General features: G+C 53.9%; 16 protein-coding genes. 8 read left to right on the forward strand and 8 right to left on the reverse strand.

Going from position 1 to position 17,718, the window contains the following annotated elements:
• Positions 1-3 precede the first annotated feature (3 nt).
• The 6 genes from ACJJH9_RS08290 to ACJJH9_RS08315 all read right to left on the reverse strand — a co-directional run bounded on the left by ACJJH9_RS08290 (position 4) and on the right by ACJJH9_RS08315 (position 7,766).
• A complete protein-coding gene (locus ACJJH9_RS08290; protein WP_444924927.1) occupies positions 4-1,167 on the reverse strand; it encodes an acyl-CoA dehydrogenase family protein in 1,164 nt (387 codons plus the stop codon).
• An 11-nt stretch (positions 1,168-1,178) separates the two neighbouring features.
• A complete protein-coding gene (locus tag ACJJH9_RS08295) occupies positions 1,179-3,203 on the reverse strand; it encodes an acetyl/propionyl/methylcrotonyl-CoA carboxylase subunit alpha (RefSeq protein ID WP_444924928.1) in 2,025 nt (674 codons plus the stop codon).
• On the reverse strand, positions 3,203-4,006 hold the full coding sequence (locus tag ACJJH9_RS08300; protein WP_444924929.1) for an enoyl-CoA hydratase/isomerase family protein: 804 nt from the start codon (positions 4,004-4,006) through the stop codon (positions 3,203-3,205). Before ACJJH9_RS08300 ends, ACJJH9_RS08295 begins: the two co-directional genes overlap by 1 nt.
• Before the next feature lie 9 nt (positions 4,007-4,015).
• Entirely contained in the window at positions 4,016-5,182 is a 1,167-nt protein-coding gene (locus tag ACJJH9_RS08305) for an acyl-CoA dehydrogenase family protein (RefSeq protein ID WP_444885149.1), read from the reverse strand.
• A gap of 83 nt (positions 5,183-5,265) precedes the next feature.
• Positions 5,266-6,873: an acyl-CoA carboxylase subunit beta gene (locus ACJJH9_RS08310; protein ID WP_444924930.1), complete on the reverse strand. Its 1,608-nt coding sequence runs from the start codon at positions 6,871-6,873 to the stop codon at positions 5,266-5,268.
• The gene (locus ACJJH9_RS08315) at positions 6,873-7,766 is read right to left on the reverse strand and encodes an SDR family oxidoreductase (RefSeq protein WP_444924931.1); all 894 of its coding nucleotides are present in this window, start codon (positions 7,764-7,766) and stop codon (positions 6,873-6,875) included. Before ACJJH9_RS08315 ends, ACJJH9_RS08310 begins: the two co-directional genes overlap by 1 nt.
• A 215-nt stretch (positions 7,767-7,981) precedes the next feature.
• On the opposite strand from ACJJH9_RS08315, the gene ACJJH9_RS08320 reads away from it, so the two are divergent.
• Complete coding sequence (locus ACJJH9_RS08320) at positions 7,982-8,632, forward strand: TetR/AcrR family transcriptional regulator (protein WP_252085690.1); 651 nt, start codon at positions 7,982-7,984, stop codon at positions 8,630-8,632.
• 189 nt (positions 8,633-8,821) lie between these two features.
• The gene (locus tag ACJJH9_RS08325; protein WP_444924932.1) at positions 8,822-11,362 is read left to right on the forward strand and encodes a hypothetical protein; all 2,541 of its coding nucleotides are present in this window, start codon (positions 8,822-8,824) and stop codon (positions 11,360-11,362) included.
• A 34-nt stretch (positions 11,363-11,396) separates the two neighbouring features.
• On the opposite strand, the gene yciH is transcribed toward ACJJH9_RS08325, so the two are convergent.
• Positions 11,397-11,720, reverse strand: a complete 324-nt coding sequence (gene yciH, locus ACJJH9_RS08330; RefSeq protein WP_252085692.1) for a stress response translation initiation inhibitor YciH — start codon at positions 11,718-11,720, stop codon at positions 11,397-11,399.
• 185 nt (positions 11,721-11,905) lie between these two features.
• Between yciH and ACJJH9_RS08335 the strand changes: the two genes are divergently transcribed.
• Positions 11,906-12,739, forward strand: a complete 834-nt coding sequence (locus tag ACJJH9_RS08335; protein WP_444888866.1) for an ion transporter — start codon at positions 11,906-11,908, stop codon at positions 12,737-12,739.
• Positions 12,740-12,790: 51 nt separating this feature from the next.
• Here ACJJH9_RS08335 and ACJJH9_RS08340 read toward each other — a convergent pair whose 3' ends face one another.
• Entirely contained in the window at positions 12,791-13,255 is a 465-nt protein-coding gene (locus tag ACJJH9_RS08340; protein WP_444909769.1) for a PaaI family thioesterase, read from the reverse strand.
• Positions 13,256-13,364: 109 nt separating this feature from the next.
• On the opposite strand from ACJJH9_RS08340, the gene ACJJH9_RS08345 reads away from it, so the two are divergent.
• From ACJJH9_RS08345 to ACJJH9_RS08365, 5 genes are all read left to right on the forward strand, one after another.
• Positions 13,365-14,510 (forward strand): serine hydrolase domain-containing protein, encoded by a 1,146-nt coding sequence (locus tag ACJJH9_RS08345; protein ID WP_444898334.1) that lies wholly within the window; start codon positions 13,365-13,367, stop codon positions 14,508-14,510.
• Positions 14,507-14,734: a SlyX family protein gene (locus ACJJH9_RS08350; RefSeq protein ID WP_444898333.1), complete on the forward strand. Its 228-nt coding sequence runs from the start codon at positions 14,507-14,509 to the stop codon at positions 14,732-14,734. Before ACJJH9_RS08345 ends, ACJJH9_RS08350 begins: the two co-directional genes overlap by 4 nt.
• Before the next feature lie 674 nt (positions 14,735-15,408).
• Positions 15,409-16,056, forward strand: a complete 648-nt coding sequence (locus tag ACJJH9_RS08355) for a YiaD family glycine zipper/OmpA-like lipoprotein (protein WP_252085697.1) — start codon at positions 15,409-15,411, stop codon at positions 16,054-16,056.
• A 340-nt stretch (positions 16,057-16,396) separates the two neighbouring features.
• A complete protein-coding gene (locus ACJJH9_RS08360) occupies positions 16,397-16,852 on the forward strand; it encodes a hypothetical protein (protein ID WP_444898332.1) in 456 nt (151 codons plus the stop codon).
• Between the two features lie 291 nt (positions 16,853-17,143).
• Complete coding sequence (locus ACJJH9_RS08365; RefSeq protein WP_444924933.1) at positions 17,144-17,704, forward strand: hypothetical protein; 561 nt, start codon at positions 17,144-17,146, stop codon at positions 17,702-17,704.
• The last annotated feature ends 14 nt before the right edge of the window (positions 17,705-17,718 follow it).

The raw sequence follows: 17,718 nt of genomic DNA on the forward strand, positions 1-17,718 counted from the left end.
ATTCTAAATTCCCATCTGCCTGGAGGCCAGATCCCGCATAATTTCTTCGGATCCACCACCAATCGCATTCACCCGCACTTCACGATAGATGCGCTCAACACGACTGCCACGCATATAGCCTGCGCCACCTAACACCTGCATCGCTTCCCGGGCGCAGAATTCAAGGGTTTCTGTGGCTTGGACTTTGAGTAGAGCGATATCGGCTACCTTGAGCTGATGCTGTTGCTCCGCCCAGGCGCAGAGGTCCAGATAGGCTTGGGTGGCATTGATGCGTTGAAGCATCTGGGCAAACTTGTGTCGAATCACCTGGTGATTGGCGAGGCGCTTTCCGAAAGTTTGGCGCTCTTGGGCCCACTCAATGGCATCCTGCAAACAGACCCGGCTGAATTCTACACAAGAGGCGGCAATGCCCAGGCGCTCGCGATTGAAGTTGTGCACTATGGGTAAGAAACCTTGGTTCTCACCGCCAATTAGATTGCTCGCGGGTACGCGCACCTGATCAAAAAAGATACTGGCCGTATCAGAGCACCACCAGCCCTGCTTTTTATCGAGTAGCTGCCGGCTTACCCCTTTGGCATCCGCAGGGATTAAGAGCAGGGAGATACCGCCGAAGCCTTCTTCACCAGTGCGCACGGCAGCAGTAAACCAGTTAGCGCGCATTCCGCCAGTGATATAGGTCTTTTCGCCGGTAACGATATAGCCATCCCCATCACGCTCTGCGCGGCACTGGAGATTGGCTACATCGGAGCCTGCGCCTGGTTCGGTAATTGCCAGGGAAATATGCTTTTCGCCACGTAATACAGAGGGAATAACCTGATCTTTTAGGGCCTCACTGCCATAGTGCAGTAATGGGGGCAGGGCAATGCCGTGGACCATTAGGCTGGCGTAGAGTCCACCTGCGCCGGGGCGGGCTAGCTCCTCTGCGGCAACAATCATATGGAAGACATCGGTTTCGATGCCGCCGTAGTTTTCCGGATAACTCATTTGCAGAAGGCCAACTTCTGCCGCTTTTCTCCAAAGTTCAGCGGGCAGTTGGCCGTCTTCGTCCCATTGAGTGATATAGGGGCTGATTTCGCGGTCGACAAAGCGGCGCAACTGGGTGCGCCATTCCTGATGGCCTTCGTCATAAAAGGGGTTTGCCATACGGGAGGCATCAATATCGTACATGCTGATCTCCTTTAGGAAGTAGCGTCACTGGGAATTTTGGCGGTTTCCGTGGGAGCGGCTTCGATTTGAACTAACAGCTGGCCACCGCGTACCTGGTCTCCTTCACAGGCGCCCAGTTTAATTACGGTACCGTCGCGGTCTGCGCGCAGGGCGTGCTCCATTTTCATGGCTTCCATTAAGGCGATAGTGTCTCCCCGCTGAACGCTTTGATTGGGCTCAACCAATACCTGCACCAGGCAACCGTCCATAGGAGCCGTGATGCGGCCACTGCCTTCGTTAAGGCTCGATTTGGCCGGGGCGTGGGTGATATCGACAAAATGAAATTGCCTGCCGTCTAACAGGAGATGCAGATTGCTTTGGTTGGCTAGGAACAATCTCTTTTGGCTAACGTCATCCAGCAGGAGTTCAGCGCTATAAACTCCACTTTCTTTTTTTGATTTCTCAAAATGGACCCACTGAATCAGGAACTGCTGGTTGCCTACTGAGATCTGATATGAATTATCTACTAACGCCAGCAGCTCACAGTTTAGAGTTTGTCCTGAAATTTCCAGTCGGTAGTTGGTCGGCACGCTGTTGTCGCCACTGCGCCAGTCACTGCGGCCGCTGCGCCGATCCTGAGGGTTGGCTTGGTGCAAGTGATTCAGTAATGCGGCTTGGGCTGCAACTACTGCTGGAACCGATTCTGCGGATATCAGCGTGCTGTTTTGGTCGAGAAAACTGGTATCGGCATCGCCAGCGATAAACTGTGATTCGGCCAGGATCTTCTGCAGGAAATGGATATTGTTTTTAGGGCCGATAAATTCCAGCTGGCTTAGGGCTTGGGTTAGCTTGCGCCGAGCTTCTTCTCGATTCTGCCCCCAGGCAATTAATTTGCCGAGCATGGGGTCGTAAAATGGCGTAATTTCGCAACCACTTTTCAAGGCGTGGTCGATACGGATTCCTTGCCCCTTTGGCGTCTTCCAGTGGAGCACTTTTCCGGCCTGGGGTAGGAATTGTTGTTCCGGGTCTTCGGCATAAAGGCGGACTTCAATGGCGTGGCCATGCTGGGTGATTTGCTGTTGGGAGGCTGGAAGGGCTTCGCCGCGTGCTACTGCCAGTTGCCAAGTTACCAAGTCAAAACCGGTTACCATTTCTGTTACCGGGTGCTCTACTTGCAAGCGGGTGTTCATTTCCAGGAAATAGAATTCGCCGTTGGGGCAGAGTAGAAACTCTACGGTTCCCGCGCCTAGATAACCGCAGGCTCGCGCGGCATCGACTGCGGCTTGCCCCATTCTTTCCCGCAGCTGGGTGTCGACCGCTGGGGAAGGGCACTCTTCGACCACTTTTTGATGGCGTCGTTGTACGGAGCAATCTCGCTCCCCCAGGTGAATACAGTTGCCATGACGATCCGCAAATACCTGGATTTCGATATGGCGAGCGTTGACCAGTGCCTTTTCCAGAATTAACTCGTCGCTGCCGAATGCACTCATGGATTCACTGCGGGCAGCGCGCAACTGGGAGGCCAGTTCGCTGTCTCCGTGAGCCAGGCGCATGCCGCGCCCACCACCGCCTGCGGCGGCTTTGATCATTAACGGGAAGCCAATGCGCCGCGCCTCGGCGATCAGGGTGTCGTCGTCCTGGGCACCCTGGAAGCCGGGAATACAGGGTACGCCGGCAGCGGCAACAAAGTCCTTGGCTTTGCGTTTGTTGCCCATTAGCTCTATGACTTCGGCACTCGGGCCAACAAAACTCAGTCCATTCTCTTCGCAAGCGCTGGCAAATTCCGCATTCTCAGCGAGAAAGCCGTAGCCGGGGTGGACGGCGGTGGCTCCGGATTTTTTAGCCGCGTCGAGAATTTTCTGGATATCCAGATAGGACTCCGCCGAAGTCTGCCCGCCAATGGCTACGGCGATATCGGCAGTCTGTGCGTGAAGTGCATCGCAGTCCGCATCGCTGTAGACGGCGACCGTGCGATAGCCTTCCGCTCGGGCAGTACGCATAATTCGCAGTGCGATCTCGCCGCGGTTGGCGATTAACAGGGTCTCTGTTGTCGACATCAGTGCTGCCACTCCGGTGATCGTTTTTCCAGAAATGCACGGGCGCCTTCGCGCCCTTCATGGCCTTGAATTGCGCGGGAAAACTGTTGCGCAGCGCCGTCGAGTAGTTGGCCGAGTGCAGTTTCATCGCTTACCCGCGCTGCATCCAGCAAGATCTGCTTGGTCGTTGCCAGGGCGCCGGGTGCGCAGGCATTGATCGCGCCCAGGTGTTCCTGCAGCGCGCCTTCGAGGGCTTCGGAATTATCGAGTAACTGATGGATTAACCCAATTTCCAAGGCCTGCTGTGCGTTGACTTTTGCTCCGCTGAGGGCCAGGCGTCGTGCCTGAGAGAGGCCGACCCGTGCTACGACAAAGGGAGCAATTTGTGCAGGCGGTAAACCCAGGCGGGTTTCCGGCAGGGCAAAGCGGCAGCTGCGATTGGCGATGGCAATATCGGCACTGCAAGCGAGCCCGAAACCACCGCCCATTACGGCACCTTCCAATACCGCAATGACTACCAGGGGAGTGCGATTAAATCGCTCCATCAATTCGCCGAAACGGCGGTTGAGGTGGAAGAACGCATCGCTATTACCATTACTCGCGCCCTGTTGCGCATTGAGCATATCGGCAATATCACCACCGGCGCAGAAATGGTGTTCTGCGCCCCGCAGTACCAACGCTCGCACCTGCGGATCTTCTTCCGCTTCTGCGAGCTTTTGCAGAAGCTCATCTACCATTTGCAAACTGATGGCGTTGCGCTGTTGTGGCCGGTTTAGGGTGAGGTGGCAGGCGATGCCGATGGTTTCATCAATGATTGTCTGCATGGCCTGACCTTATGCGTTGGGTTTACGCTTGCCGGGCAGTATGCCCATCAGCTTACAGATAATGCCGAGCATTACTTCATCGGCGCCGCCGCCGATAGCGGTGAGGCGGCTATCCCGATAAGCGCGGTTGATAACGGTTTCCTCGATATAGCCCATGCCACCCCAAAACTGCAGGCACTGATCGGGAATAGAGCGGGACAGGCGGCCAGCCTTGAGCTTGGCCATAGAGGCGAGGGTAGTGACATCTTCACCGGCTACATAAGCTTCCACCGCACGCCAGGTTAGAGAGCGCAGGCATTCCACTTCAGTCTGCATTTCTGCGAGGGCAAAATGGATAGTTTGATTGTCGATCAATGGTGCTTTAAAGGCCTGGCGTTCGCGCACATAGTCGATGGTGGTACTTACGCAGTTCTCCAGTCCTTTTAAGTTCAGCGCGGCGCCGGCGAGGCGCTCCTCCTGGAATTGCAGCATTTGCAACAGGAAACCGGCACCTTCATCGCCGATACGGAAATGTTTGGGTACCCGCACATTGTCAAAAAAGATAGGGGCGGTTTCTGATGAGCGCATGCCCAGTTTGTCGAGCTTTTCGCCGATGCGTACCCCTGGCGTTTTTGCCGGAATAATGATCAGGGATTTGTTGCTGTGGGCTTTGCCCTCACTGGTATTCACCAGGGTGCAGAAAAAGTCTGCGCAGGGGGCGTTGGTGATCCACATCTTGCTGCCGTTGATCACATAGTCGTCGCCATCGCTTTTGGCAGTGGTTTTAATTGAGGCAACATCGGAACCGGCGCCGGGTTCGGATACGGCGATTGCGCCGATCATCTCTCCGTTCACGGCGGGAATCAGGAACTGCTCTTTGAGATCCTGGCTGCCGAAGTTGGCCAGGGCAGGGGTACACATGGAAGTCTGTACCGAAATCGACAGGGGCACGCCGCCACAGTGGGCACCGCCCAGCTCCTCCAGAAAAACGGTTTCATAACTGAAGTCGAGACCCAGGCCACCGAAGTCTGTGGACTTGCTGATGCCTAGCAGGCCCAGACCGGCCAGTTGTTGGAAAATTTCGCGGATGGGAAAGCGGCCGGCCTTTTCCCATTCGGCCACGTTGGGATTAATTTCCTGCTGTACAAAGTTTTGTACGGTGCGCTGCAGTTCCCGGTGTTGATCGCTAAATATCATTATTATTTTCCCTGCCTTGAAGTGTGAACCCGGTGATTGTGTAAATGGGCAACTGCACTTCCTTGTTGCCCAGGTTTTTCGAATTAAAACCTAGCTACGCCAAAGGTATTTTTGTTGAGTTTGCTCTGTTCGGCCTCATTGCAAATTTCTAGCAACATGCCTAAAAGTTTGCGCGTATCGCGGGGATCGATAATGCCGTCATCCCAGAGGCGCGCACTGCAGGCGAGAGCATCGGAATTTCCCTGCATAAATGCGCTGGTGTCGTTTTCCAATTTGTCTAATACCGCCTCATCGATATTGCCGCTGCGTTGCATTTTTTGCTCGGTGACGATGCGCATCACCTTACCGGCCTGGGCTGCACCCATCACTGCGGTGCGTGAATTGGGCCAGGCAAAAATAAAGCGGGGATCGAATCCGCGGCCACACATGGCGTAGTTGCCGGCCCCATAGGAACCGCCCACGACAATACTGAGTTTTGGCACGCTGGCATTGGCCACGGCCTGAATCATTTTGGCGCCGTGCTTGATGATGCCGTTGCGCTCCACCTCGGTACCCACCATAAACCCGGTGGTGTTATGTAAAAACAGCAGTGGCGTGCCACTCTGTTCGCACAACTGAATAAACTGCGCGGCCTTGTTGGCGCCCTTGGGGGTGATCGGGCCGTTATTCCCAATAATTCCCACAGGGAAGCCTTCGATACGAATATGGCCGCACACGGTTTGTCGATCGAATTCCGGCTTGAAATCCAGCATGGCGGAGCCGTCGGCGATACGAGCCAGAATTTCGCGCACGTCGTAGGGCTTTTTGCTGTCTGCTGGAATCAGGCCGAGCAGGTCGTCGATAGGGTGCAGTGGGTCTCGGTAATCTTTATCTACTGAATTTTTTATTGGTGAGGGTAGGGCGGCAACAATCTCTCTTGCTATGCGAATACCATCGGCGTCGTTCTCTGCTAAGTAATCGCCACTGCCTGACTCGGTACAGTGCATTTCTGCTCCGCCGAGGCTTTCCGCATCGGCAATTTCACCGGTGGCAGCTTTCAGCAGCGGCGGCCCAGCCAGGTACATGCCGGTTTGTCCGCGCACCATAACGACATAATCTGACAGGCCCGGCTGGTAGGCGCCGCCGGCAGTAGCGCCGCCGTGTACCACGGTTACTTGCGGAATACCTGCGGCGGACATTCGTGCCTGGTTGGCAAAACCCCGCCCACCGGGAGCAAAAGTGTCGCTGGCGTACATCAGGTTGGCGCCACCACTTTGCGCCAGGGCGACTACCGGCAAATGATTTTCCAGAGCGATCCGCTGCATTCGCAGGGCTTTATCCATACCGGCTGGTGAGATGGTGCCGCCTTTTACGGCATAGTTATCTACCCGCACCATACAGCGTCGACCACTGATTTGACCGATTCCGCAAATGGCACCGCCACCTGCACCGGTACCGTCCTGGTCGTCAAACAATTTATAGCCGGCGAGGGAGCACAGTTCAACAAAAGGGGCGCCGGGGTCGAGGAGCAAATTGAGGCGCTCCCGTGGCAGCAGCCAGCCCCGTTCACGATAACGGGCCGCCTTACTTTTTTCAGCTTGAACTGGGCGCTGCTCAGCTTCACGAAACTGGTTGATCTGCTCCAGCATGGCAGCCTGGTTGTCATTGAATTCTGCAGAGCGGTTGTCGAGCTGGGAATCAATCGGCTGCATTAGAGCTTGCCCTCCGCTTCCAACTCTTCCACAACTTGCGGCCGGCGTTTGCGATGGAATCCGTTAAAGCGTTTAGAGTTGTTCGCGGCTTGTGGCTGCCAAAGAGGAGAGTGGTGCTTGAGGCTGGAGCCACCGTCAATACGCAGGGTTTGCCCGGTAATATAGTTGGCCGCATCGGAGAGTAGGAAGCACACGGCCCCGCTAACTTCCGCTTCCTCTCCCAATCGGTAGAGGGGAATGCTGTCGCGGAAGCCCGGTAGTAGCTCGCGCAGGAATTTGTGGTCGTAAGTATCAAAGCCGCTGGAAAGAATATAGCCTGGCGCCACGGCGTTAACTCGAACGCCAAAAGGCGCCCACTCCAATGCAGCGGTTTCGGTAATATTTTCCATGCCTGCGCGAGCGGCACCGGAGTGGCCCATCATTGGCATGCCGCCGGCGTTATCTGCGGTGATATTTACGATACTGCCGCCATACTGTTTCATCGACTGCACAAAGACTTCTCGGGACATTAAGAATCCACCGAGCAGGTTACTGCGTACAACAGCATCGAAGCCTTTTGTGTTGATCTGCTCAAGGGGGGAGGGGAACTGGCCACCGGCATTGTTCACCAGCCCATGAATTTGGCCTCGCGCCTGGACAATTTGCCCAACAGTTTCCTGAACACCCTCTTCATCGCGAATATCCAGGCTGAACAAACTGCACTCGCCACCATCGTTATTGATTTCACCGGCAACCCTTTCCAGCTTCTCCAGTTTGCGCCCAATCAATACAACATGGGCGCCGAGGCTGGCCAGTTCGTGGGCGATACAGCGGCCAATACCACTGCCGCCACCGGTGACGATATAGGTTTGCTCGCTAAAGCTGCCTGAGCGCAGCTGGCTTTGATAGCGCATGAAAGTTTCCTTTTCTTGGGCCTTTAAGGCCTATTCAGTTTTTATTGTTCTTGTTGGCGCTTGCGCCTGCGTGTGGGAAAACGCAGAATAGCTTAACGCTACCAAGCAAGCGCTTGGTATTCAAGGGTTGGCGCCTTTTTGATTGTGTGATTGTTAGGTTGCCGATTAGTCTGCAAAACAAAGCAAAAAAGAAAGCAAAGAATTGGGAGTGTTTCGTGCAAGAGGGCGCACAAGTGGTGGTAGAGGTGCAAGGTGCTATGTCGCCACAGCAACTTATTGGAACCCTGGTAAAGGCAGGAGAGCTTACAGACCCGGCCTCCCCGCGGGGGCGATTGCTCAATGCTGCCGCGCGCCTGTTTGAGCAAAAGGGGTTTTCACGTACTACTGTGCGAGACCTGGCGGCGGAAGTGGGCATTCTGTCTGGCAGTATTTTTCATCACTTCTCCAGCAAAGAGCAGATTCTCTGCGAGGTGATGAAGGAGGTAACTATTTTCGCCAGTGCTCGTATGCGTAGTGCGGTGGAGCAGGCCGCGTCACCTCAGGAAAGACTGCGGGCCTGTATTCAGTCTGAGCTTGAGGCGATTCACGAGCGGGCGGTGCCGGGCTTTTCCATCTTGGTAATGGAGTGGCGTAGTCTGTCAGATAAAAGCCAGAAAGAGGTGTTGTTGCTGCGCGATGAGTACGAGCAAATATGGCTGGATGCGATCAATTCCGCCCGTTGCCCAGGTGGGGATGCCACAGTGGTGCGCCGACTTATGGTTGGTGCATTGAGCCATACCTACAGCTGGTTTAAAGCTAGGGAAAATGGATTGACCATTCCCGAGCTCGCCGATCGGGCCTATCAAATCTTCGCGCCCAAATCCTAAGCGTTAACAATACGAGTTACTGGCAAGGCGCCGTTAAAACTGTGCACTTTGCCACCTTTCCTGCCAATTTCTCTCTTTTGAAGAATTTCCTGAGAACTGGTGCGCACCTGTTTTCCTCCGAATCTTTTACCCTGCGCGCAAGATGATAAGAATGTGACAATAAGTGTCACTTGGTGACAGGAGAAGGGAATGGCGGGCCAGGATTTATACCAGGTGGTTTCCACGGGAAGGACACTCCACGCCAAAGAAGCAGGGGCTGTGACTCGGGATATCGCCAAACTATTTTCGGTTCCAGAGGCCCAGGCTCGCAGATTACTGTTAAAAGGCTGGGTGATTAAAGACAGCCTGGCATCGTCACAGGCCCTGGAGTACAGGGCCAAGCTGCACAAGATCGGTCTTCGTGCCGAGGTTTGCCCTGCGGGAAAGTTCGATAACCAACAGCTGATTGCAAAAATCAAAGTGGCCCAACGGCGCAAGGCCAATGCAGCAGAAAAGATACCGACAAGTACGGCCTCGAGAGATGCATCCAAGGCTGGGACTGCACGAGCGCAAGAGGTAGAGAAACCGCTTTCGGTGAGCAATGCCAAAGGAAGCGTTGCCCCCCCTGTGGATTCCGAAAAGATCAAACCACAGGCAACAGAGCCTGAAGCCAATGAAAAGAGGGCGTTCTTCAGAAATAGAAAAACGCAGCCGGCTACAGTGGGTTGGCGAGTGCTTTTCGGATTACTCCCTGCTTTAACGGTACCTACAATTTTTATCGGCTTGGCAGCTCTGTGTCTCTATGGTGCCGGTGCACTGCTCTGGCAAACTCCCTTGGCAGTTTGGCAGGGGGAGTTAACTGGTGGCACTTTACTCATCAGTCTAGGGGGGGCGGCAGTCTTTATTTTTTTATTGTTGCTGGTCGCTTTGCCTTATTTTTGCTTCCCTCGAGAAATGCGTCCAAGGCCTGGCGAAGTCCCTCTGAAGCAAGCGGACAACCAAGATTTATTGCCCTTACTTGAGCAATTGTCTAGTGCAACGAAACTGCCCAGGGTGCAGGAGCTAATAGTCAGTCCAGACGCTCGTATTTATTGCGAGCCCAGGTTTTCTGAGGTGATGCGTCAGCAATTGCGGTTAAACCTGGGCCTGGCCAGTGTGGCTTCCCTTAGTGGCCGCGATACCCTGGCGTTAGTGGCACGTAGCCTTGGCCTTTTTCAGGGAAAACTCAATGGGCTATTGGCCTGGCTGGTGTTAGATGGCGTTAGGCGCTTGGAGCTGATGCAGTGGGCACTGGAAAATGATCGAAGTGTGCTGTACCGAAGCGGGGAACCGGGTCCGCTGAAATCCTTGCATCAATTACTGGCAACTTGTGGCCACTTTCTATTGCCATTGATTGAGCGGTTAGAAAATCTGCACCGTATTGTCACTCGGGGCAGCGCACGCTATCTGGAATGCCGGGCTGATTTCTGGGCTGCTGACTTGATTGGCAGTGGGGCTTTTGCCGAATTTGCCGAGAACTGGCATCGCCTGGTGCATGCCGACCTAATGGTTGCCGAGACCGCCCGCGAGGCCTCGGCAGTGGGACAGTGCTTTGAAAATATCCCTGCTGCTGTAGCCTGGACACTGAACAATCTGGATGAGGAAACCAGTAATACCATTGAGCTTGCGATGGCTCAGGCCAGTGATCCCTGGGATGTTTTTGAGGCGGCGGATCTACAGCGTATTGAGGTGGTTCAAAAGCGCAATATTAGTGGGCGTCTACAACGGGAGCTTGGCTGCACGGAGCTTTTTGCCGATTTTCCCAAGTTGGCCAGTGAGGTCAGCGGGGAGGCTGGCGCGTCGGACTGTCAGGTTGTGGAGAATCGCCGATTACTTTGTGCCAGTCGCGAAGCGGAGGACGCGCTACAGATTCTGGATGTTTATTTTAACCGTCTGCCGCCGCTCAACCTGCTGCCACTACGCAGGCCTGCAACTCAGGAAATGCAGGCGATGGATTTACAGGCCAGTATCGATTGGCTAAGGAGCAAGCTCATTGAGCTGCGTGAACTCCGGGAACAGCGTGAGAGCACACGTCAGCTTATGGTGTCGGTGCAACTTGGCGCGGCGCTGATTCGGGCCAAGGTGCGTATCGAACCACAGGAATACTCTCTGAATAGCGCAAGCCTTGCAGCGGCGCAGGAAGTATCGGCGTTGAAGCGGTCTGAGTTGGAGGAAATCGAGCGTCAGCTGCAGAAGATCTACTCGGTGTTTTACCAACGGTTGTGCTTGGCTTTAGTCGCTATGCCGGCACGGGAGCGCCAGCAGGCAAGGGGAATGCTTAGCCAGTTGGCGGCCTACGACGCGCTGGCCACACACCTTGAGCGTCTTGCGGGGTACAGCACCAGTCTCTCTGTATTCTCACGCCGCTTATCCCCAGGTCTTGCCGAGCGGGAATTGGTACAGAAATACCTGGCCCTCTCCGCTCGAGAGCTGGATGCGACTTTTGCCACAGTGGAGTCTTCTGAGCTATTAAAAGCCCAGGGTTTGGATAGCGCACTTTGTATCAAGGCAAAGCGCGAGCCATTGCAACAGCTACCGCAGCGCCACCAGGAGGCGTTGGCCGTGGTGCGTACTATGGAGTCCCGCTGTAACTATGCAAGTACGGTAATTCTGGAGCGCTATCAAATCCAACTGGCGGCCCTGCTGCAACGTTGTCTGCATAGAGAAGGGCAGCTGGAAGTGAATCCTTTGCGTCTCCTGCAAGCGGTTTAGAGCCTGTTGGTACTCAATGAGTTGTCGCCAGGCTCTATCCGCCGGCAAGCTTCACTTTGTAGTTTTTGGATTCCAATAACGCTTTGATTTCCGCGCGCTTGTCGCCCTGGATTTCGATCACACCGTCTTTCAGGGCACCACCGCAGCCACAGCGTTTTTTCAATTCCGCCAGTAGTAACTTCAGCTCACCATCGGTGCCGTCCACGCCACGCACACAGGTAACTCCTTTGCCCTTGCGCCCTTTAGTCTCTCTTTGGATGCGCACAATCCCATCACCCTGGTGACGCTTCTCTGCTGCGGGCTCTTCTTTGATACGACCGCGGTCGGTGGAATAAACGAGACGGTTCTCCTTGGCCATGGTTGGGCGCTCTCCAAAAAATTGTTGCACAGGGTAACTGGGGCGCGATTGTGCCCGAGGCGTGGGGGAAGTCAAAGAGGTCGCGGCCGAATATCTGGATGAAGTGGAATAGGGGGCGACCCACCAGCCCCCAGCAGGTAAAATTTGAGTGCAAATCCTTGGTAGCTGGTAGAAGAGGTTGATCCATGGCGTTGACTGGACGTCGCAAACTGCTCAATGAAGTGATCTTTGGCACCGAGACGCCCGCAGGGCGCAACTTTGATGTGTTTTTGATCTGGGCAATTTTAATTAGTGTGGCACTGGTACTGCTGGCTTCAATTGGACCAATAGCTGACCGTTACGGCACGCTTCTGATCACATTGGAATGGCTTTTTACCGGGCTGTTTACCCTGGAATATGCCGCCCGTATCTATTGTTCAGTAAACAGACGCAAGTATATTTTCAGTTTCTACGGTGTTGTTGATCTGCTGGCAATTCTGCCTAGCTATCTGGCTCTTCTGTATACCGGTGCAACCTACCTGTTGGTAATCCGTTTGCTGCGGGTGTTGAGAATCTTCAGGATATTGAAGCTGGTGCGTTATTTACAGGATGCCAACCTGCTACTGCGGGCCCTGGGTTTGGCTCGGCGAAAGATCCTGGTGTTTTATTCCAGCGTACTAGTGATGTGCGTTATCTTCGGCTCATTGATGTTTGTGGTAGAGGGGCCGGAAAATGGATTTACCAGCATCCCCACCAGTGTTTACTGGGCCATTGTAACGATTACCACGGTTGGCTACGGGGATATCTCTCCGCATACGCCACTGGGTCAGGCGATAGCGGCCATGACCATGTTGATTGGTTATTCAATTATTGCTGTACCCACCGGAATTTTGACTGCAGAGCTGGCCGGTGAGATGCATCGCGAACGCAAGCATCACCGCTGCAACAACTGCGGGCGCAGTGTCCATGATCCAGATGCTGAGTTTTGCAAGTTTTGTGGTTACCGGCTCGAGCCGTCTTTACAAGTGGAAGAGGTTTGATTTGATTGCGGGTGCCTCACAGAGGCTCCCGCTAACCCTAATTTTTGCGGATTACCATTCGTCGGGTACACGTACCGCGACTACGTCGGCCTTAGCGCAGAGGCGCCCGTCACTGCTGAGTTCACAGTGCAGGATAGTTTTCTTGGGGCCGCGCTCGACAATGGTGGCTTCCAAGAGTACTGGTTGATCAATAGCGGCGGGAGCCAGGTATTTTATGTCCAGCTTGCCGGTGGCGAACCAGATCTTGTCTCCGCTACCTACCGTGCGACCAGCCTGCAGATAGCCATCGGCGATAGCGGTACACACAGTGTGGCAATCGATGACTGTGGCGATAATGCCACCGTTCAAATATTGAGCGGGCCCTGCATTGTGGTAAGGGCTGGGAGTGAATAGACAGCGGGACTTATCCGGCTCTACCCAATAGCTTTTAATACGCAGGCCTTGGTCATTGTCCGGCCCGCAGCCAAAACAGTGGTTGCCTTGAATCTGATCCTGAATGGCGATTTGCTCAGTCATAACTATCCCTCGCTGTGGACGCGCATAGTAACGATTTGCGCCAGGGAGGGGAAGAAACTAACCTTGCGGACCTGCAATAGAGTTACCCAAATTATTCGGACCTAGATACATGGAAATATACGGCTTTTGCGCTCCCGGTTTTGAAGCCCTGTTCGAGGCTTTCGCCAAGAATTTTCGCGAGTGTGGAGATACCGGTGCCGCCTTCGCGGTGCGCCAGCATGGCGAGTTGATCTGCTCCCTGTGGGCGGGCTGCGCCGATCGGGATGGGGAGCAACCCTTTACCGAAGAGACTCTGGTCAATGTGTTTTCATCCAGTAAGGGTGTACTGGCACTGCTGGCTATGCAGCAAGTGCAGGCTGGCAAACTGGATCTGGATCGCCCGGTTGCAGACTATTGGCCGAAATTTGCACAGCACAAAGAATCTGTCACTGCGCGACAATTACTTAGCCATCGCAGTGGTTTGGTCGCTTTTCACGAGCGGGTTAAAGACAACCTTATTTACGATTGGCAAGCGGCCTGCGATGCGGTTGCCGAAACAGCCCCCTGGTGGGAGCCGGGTAGTGAACAGGGATATGCGCCTTTTCTCTACGGCTGGAGCCTGGGCGGCCTGATCGAACGGGTTGCCGAAAAACCTCTATTGGAACTTTATCGGGAAATGCTAGCCAAACCCCTCAATCTCGATGGCGGCTTTGGTGCGTTGGGGCATAGTTCAAGCCGAATTGCCGATGTGAGCCCTTTGAAGCAGCCATTGCCGGAGTTGCGTGAGAATGCCATTGGCCGGGCAATTAAAGAGGATCGCAAAGGCCCCGTGTCCATGGCGTTTAGCAACCCCGTTAGCTTGATGATGGGCACCAATAGCCCCGAGTGGCGCGGTGCCCTGATCCCTGCAGCCAATGGCCATTTTAGTGCGCGGGATCTTGCCGCAGTTTACGGGGACCTGGCGGGGGGAAATCCAATTACCCTGGGGCAAAAATGGGTCGATGAGGCTTCACGAGAGCAGAGCCGTGGGCGGGATAAAGTATTGCAGGCTGAGGTGAGTTTTGGCTGTGGCTTTATCCGTAGTGCTCAGGCGGCCGATCTGCGTTTTGGTGGAAAGCAAGGTTTTGGTCACCCTGGTGCTGGGGGTAGCGTCGGCTTTGCCGATCCGGAGCAGGGACTGGGGGTGGGTTATATCACTACACGACTGGGACAGAGCCTGTTTATGGATCGGCGCGCGGTTAGTTTGGTCGAGGCTCTGTACGGATTATTGAAATGACAGAAGAAGTTTTAAAACTGATGGAGCGAATCGACGAGCTGGAGACTCGCTTGGCTTTTCAGGAAGATACGATTTCTCAATTGAATGATGTCATTGCGCGCCAAGATGCGGATATTCGCTCTGTCGTAGCAAGAATGCGTGAGCTTGGAGAGAAGTACAGCGCGCTGACCTTTGAAATGCAGGCTGGCGGCAAGCCAGTCGACGAAAAACCCCCTCATTACTGAGGAACATTAAAAGCAGGGCAATAAAGTAGGCGGGCACGCTACTTGATTGCCTTAATAATATGCTGGCGCAGAAATACAAATTTGCCGGCTTTGATGAAATTTATGTCGACAGGCATCGCCAAAATTTATTGAAAATAACTCGATGTCACTTCGGCGCTGCCTTAAGTATTAAAGCGTCTAAAAAAATTTGTATTGTATCGTCTTTGCTATTGACAAACTTTTCCACACTCAATAGTGGGCTAACTGGCGCTCTAGTATTTATCGGCCCAGCTGATACATAATTTTTTCGTCGCCTATAACTCATTGTTTTTAAAGAGAAAACTAGAGAGTTTAAAAAATAAACAAATCGCTGTAAGCGAGAGTCAATGCCGCCTGGCGGGGACCTTCGTTTATTAATGCACAAAGTTATCCACAGAAGCTGTGGAAGAAGTTTGCAGCGTTTACTTTTTGTGCAGCAACTTAGTGCGAAAGTGCCGCAAGCTGGAAATTCGATGCTTGCAATGGGGACTGGTCAATAGAACTGGTAATGGCTTCGCCGTAATCTTCACATAATTTGGTTGGGTTGATTCAGCCGCCGGTCAGCTTTTAGCTGGATAATGCCGGCACTGTGATGGAGCACTGGGTTCAGTGCGTCCCGATACCCATTTATTAAAAGTGCGTTAGGAGAACCAATAATGAAACATTGGGTAGCAATTCTCGCTATGGGCTCACTGGTAGGCTGTTCCACCCTGGACCCCTACACCGGTGAAAGCAAAACCAGTAATGCCGCCAAGGGGGCCGGAATAGGTGCCGTAGCGGGTGCTATTGTCGGCGTGGCAACAGCGAGTAAGAAAGACCGCAAGAAGGGAGCTCTGACTGGTGCTCTGGGCGGTGCCGCGATTGGTGGCGGTATCGGTTACTACATGGATCGCCAGGAAATGGCTTTGCGCCAGCGTCTGGAAGGCAGTGGTGTGCGAGTCCAGCGTGAAGGGGACAACATTCGCCTGATCATGCCGGGCAACATCACTTTTGGTTCCAATCGCTCAGATATTCGCACGGATTTCTATGACACGCTCGAATCCGTAACGGTAGTTTTGCAAGAGTTTAATAAGACCGCCATCCGCGTGAGTGGCCATACCGACAGCACTGGTTCCGACGTGTATAACCAGTCCCTGAGTGAGCAGCGGGCTAACTCTGTGGCGAGCTTCTTCAGCCATAACGGCGTTTCTTCCGGCCGCGTACAGGCTGTTGGTTATGGTGAGCGCTACCCGCTGGCCAGCAATAGTTCTGAGTCTGGCCGTCAGGCCAACCGTCGTGTTGAGTTGGAGTTACTGCCTTTGTAAACACTTTGTGCAGCGGGTAAACGGCTGCACTGTCAATCACTGCGTCTCGATAACCCCAAGCCCAGGTGGAAGTCTTGTACGCAGTGAAGTTACTTTTCTTTTTCAGCTAATAAGATTCCAGTTGAAACTCTTCCCTCTGTATAAATTCTCTCCTTTCGATTTCTATTAGGCACTGAGTTGCACAAGGTTCTAGCGGACACCCTGGACGTTTTTTGCACCCATATAAGTTTTGCTCCGACAAATGATTCCGGTGCATAGCTGAAGATTAAAAAACCCGGCGATTGGCTGGTTGGCTGTGCTATCTCTACATCTACTAATAAGTAAATAGTGGAGCAAAGCCGTGAGTCATCGCCTGTTCAAATGGAAATCCTTATGGGTTTTTGCCTTGGTGCTAGTGGCCATCCAGGTTTTTGCCTGGCAGGAGGAAATGGCGGAATCCAGCACTAACCTGGAGGTCCGTTTTGGCGCGGCTGCCGTAGTGGCACAGGTGGAGGTCATAGGTATTCACCGGGATGTAGACAGCGCGCTGTCGGAGCCGGGTGTCACGGCGATTTCAGGCTATGTCTATTCCGCGGTGCCAGGCCAAGTCTGGAAAGGTATTGTGGCGGACCAAATTACCTTTCGCCTGGGATTGGAATATTGCGACAAGAAGCTTGAAAAGGGCGAGCGCTATCTGATTTTTGCCAGGCTCGATAGCTACGGCAGGTTGCAGTTGCAGAGCTGTGATTCCGCGGTTGTTGAATCTGAGGCTGAGGCACTGTTGGCTGAGCTCAATGAATTCAGCTCCCAAGGCTGATTTCTCCAAAAGGCCACACTCATTAGAATATTCGGTTGTAAGTCGCGGGCCAGTTACAGCAATCCAGACTCTTCTGCGTAACCCCCGTGCCTTGAAGAACCCTCATGCCGGGTTATTCTTATCATTATTGGCGCCACCTTCTTTGGCCGATTGAAGTTGAACTTCCTTTGCTTCGGCGTCAAGAGGCTGCAAGGCCAGCGATTATCGCGCGGAAGTAGGTTCCCAGAACCCTGGGGGCTGGCCAAGCAAGAGCGCAATTCTTGTAACTGCCTGGGGTCGAGAGGTCGATATATGAAGAAGCTATTGATTCCACTGATCATCCTGCTGCTGATCATCGGATACTTTATGTCGCGTAGCGGCGAACATAAGGCCAAGGAAGCCTACGATTCGATGAACACTCCGAATAGTGAGCAGATGAATGACAGTTCCAAGCCACCTGGCAGCGGAAGTGATTCAACTACTCCCAACAGTACTACCACGCCACCAGACGGTATGGGTAACCCCGATGCACAGATGCCACAGGGCTCTGGGCAGACAGATCCAACACCGCCTGGGGGGAATGGCTCCAGCAGTGGGGAAGGCCCGGATACTATGGGGGCTGGATCGACAGGGGATGCTGGGGATGCTGGCGCCGCGGGTGCTCTTCGTGGGCGTCCTGGTGAGCCTGGCGCAGAAGGGGACTCTGCAGATACGCCTAATGCAGATTCAGATACCCCAGCGGGCAGCGTAGCGGAAGATGCTGCCAATGAGGCCCAGAAAGCTGTGGAAGGTGCAGACAATATGGATAGCACTACACCGGATGGCGATAGTGAGATGGATCAGGGCGTGGACAACAACGAAGACCAGCCCTAGTAAAAGGATTATTA

Source organism: Microbulbifer mixtoriginis (SeqCode), from assembly GCF_052466715.1.

What these genes read in the sequence shown, in the direction of transcription:
- ACJJH9_RS08345 (WP_444898334.1), top strand. Translation starts at nt 13,365, where the DNA reads ATGGAAATATACGGCTTTTGCGCTCCCGGTTTTGAAGCCCTGTTCGAG.
- ACJJH9_RS08340 (WP_444909769.1), bottom strand. Translation starts at nt 13,255, where the DNA reads ATGACTGAGCAAATCGCCATTCAGGATCAGATTCAAGGCAACCACTGT.
- ACJJH9_RS08315 (WP_444924931.1), bottom strand. Translation starts at nt 7,766, where the DNA reads ATGCGCTATCAAAGCCAGCTGCGCTCAGGCAGCTTTAGCGAGCAAACC.
- ACJJH9_RS08325 (WP_444924932.1), top strand. Translation starts at nt 8,822, where the DNA reads ATGGCGGGCCAGGATTTATACCAGGTGGTTTCCACGGGAAGGACACTC.
- ACJJH9_RS08350 (WP_444898333.1), top strand. Translation starts at nt 14,507, where the DNA reads ATGACAGAAGAAGTTTTAAAACTGATGGAGCGAATCGACGAGCTGGAG.
- yciH (WP_252085692.1), bottom strand. Translation starts at nt 11,720, where the DNA reads ATGGCCAAGGAGAACCGTCTCGTTTATTCCACCGACCGCGGTCGTATC.
- ACJJH9_RS08365 (WP_444924933.1), top strand. Translation starts at nt 17,144, where the DNA reads ATGAAGAAGCTATTGATTCCACTGATCATCCTGCTGCTGATCATCGGA.
- ACJJH9_RS08295 (WP_444924928.1), bottom strand. Translation starts at nt 3,203, where the DNA reads ATGTCGACAACAGAGACCCTGTTAATCGCCAACCGCGGCGAGATCGCA.
- ACJJH9_RS08310 (WP_444924930.1), bottom strand. Translation starts at nt 6,873, where the DNA reads ATGCAGCCGATTGATTCCCAGCTCGACAACCGCTCTGCAGAATTCAAT.
- ACJJH9_RS08305 (WP_444885149.1), bottom strand. Translation starts at nt 5,182, where the DNA reads ATGATATTTAGCGATCAACACCGGGAACTGCAGCGCACCGTACAAAAC.
- ACJJH9_RS08300 (WP_444924929.1), bottom strand. Translation starts at nt 4,006, where the DNA reads ATGCAGACAATCATTGATGAAACCATCGGCATCGCCTGCCACCTCACC.
- ACJJH9_RS08290 (WP_444924927.1), bottom strand. Translation starts at nt 1,167, where the DNA reads ATGTACGATATTGATGCCTCCCGTATGGCAAACCCCTTTTATGACGAA.
- ACJJH9_RS08335 (WP_444888866.1), top strand. Translation starts at nt 11,906, where the DNA reads ATGGCGTTGACTGGACGTCGCAAACTGCTCAATGAAGTGATCTTTGGC.
- ACJJH9_RS08355 (WP_252085697.1), top strand. Translation starts at nt 15,409, where the DNA reads ATGAAACATTGGGTAGCAATTCTCGCTATGGGCTCACTGGTAGGCTGT.